The organism is Peribacillus muralis, from assembly GCF_001439925.1.
Taxonomy (GTDB): domain Bacteria; phylum Bacillota; class Bacilli; order Bacillales; family DSM-1321; genus Peribacillus; species Peribacillus muralis.
The window spans coordinates 3,521-5,169 of the sequence record NZ_LMBV01000055.1; the positions used below are offsets into that span (position 1 = coordinate 3,521).

General features: G+C 54.3%; 1 rRNA gene (cut by a window edge). It reads left to right on the forward strand.

The features are described from left to right. Positions 1 to 1,643 (forward strand): 23S ribosomal RNA (locus ASU00_RS23945); it begins 1,373 nt to the left of the window's first position. Positions 1,644 to 1,649: the final 6 nt, after the last annotated feature.

The window sequence follows — 1,649 nt, forward strand, 5'->3', positions numbered from 1 at the left end:
AGTGAGAATGCCGGTATGAGTAGCGAAAGAAGGGTGAGAATCCCTTCCACCGAATGCCTAAGGTTTCCTGAGGAAGGCTCGTCCGCTCAGGGTTAGTCGGGACCTAAGCCGAGGCCGAAAGGCGTAGGCGATGGACAACAGGTTGATATTCCTGTACCACCTATACATCGTTTGAACGATGGGGGGACGCAGAAGGATAGGGTAAGCGCGCTGTTGGATATGCGCGTCCAAGCAGTTAGGCCGGAAACGAGGCAAATCCCGTTTCCATTAAGGCGGAGCTGTGATGGCGAGGGAAATATAGTACCGAAGTTCCTGATTCCACGCTGCCAAGAAAAGCCTCTAGTGAGATGTAAGGTGCCCGTACCGCAAACCGACACAGGTAGGCGAGGAGAGAATCCTAAGGTGTGCGAGAGAACTCTCGTTAAGGAACTCGGCAAAATGACCCCGTAACTTCGGGAGAAGGGGTGCTTTTTAGGGTGAATAGCCCGGAAAAGCCGCAGTGAATAGGCCCAGGCGACTGTTTAGCAAAAACACAGGTCTCTGCGAAGCCGCAAGGCGAAGTATAGGGGCTGACACCTGCCCGGTGCTGGAAGGTTAAGGGGAGAGGTTAGCGCAAGCGAAGCTTTGAACCGAAGCCCCAGTAAACGGCGGCCGTAACTATAACGGTCCTAAGGTAGCGAAATTCCTTGTCGGGTAAGTTCCGACCCGCACGAAAGGTGTAACGATCTGGGCACTGTCTCAACGAGAGACTCGGTGAAATTATAGTACCTGTGAAGATGCAGGTTACCCGCGACAGGACGGAAAGACCCCGTGGAGCTTTACTGCAGCCTGATATTGAATTTTGGTACAGCTTGTACAGGATAGGTAGGAGCCTGAGAAGCCGGAGCGCTAGCTTCGGTGGAGGCGTTGGTGGGATACTACCCTGGCTGTATTGAAATTCTAACCCGCGCCCCTTATCGGGGTGGGAGACAGTGTCAGGTGGGCAGTTTGACTGGGGCGGTCGCCTCCTAAAGAGTAACGGAGGCGCCCAAAGGTTCCCTCAGAATGGTTGGAAATCATTCGTAGAGTGTAAAGGCACAAGGGAGCTTGACTGCGAGACCTACAAGTCGAGCAGGGACGAAAGTCGGGCTTAGTGATCCGGTGGTTCCGCATGGAAGGGCCATCGCTCAACGGATAAAAGCTACCCCGGGGATAACAGGCTTATCTCCCCCAAGAGTCCACATCGACGGGGAGGTTTGGCACCTCGATGTCGGCTCATCGCATCCTGGGGCTGTAGTCGGTCCCAAGGGTTGGGCTGTTCGCCCATTAAAGCGGTACGCGAGCTGGGTTCAGAACGTCGTGAGACAGTTCGGTCCCTATCCGTCGCGGGCGCAGGAAATTTGAGAGGAGCTGTCCTTAGTACGAGAGGACCGGGATGGACGCACCGCTGGTGTACCAGTTGTCTTGCCAAAGGCATAGCTGGGTAGCTACGTGCGGACGGGATAAGTGCTGAAAGCATCTAAGCATGAAGCCCCCCTCAAGATGAGATTTCCCATGGCGCAAGCTAGTAAGATCCCTGAAAGATGATCAGGTTGATAGGTCAGAGGTGGAAGCGTGGCGACATGTGGAGCTGACTGATACTAATAGATCGAGGACTTAACCAACGCTTT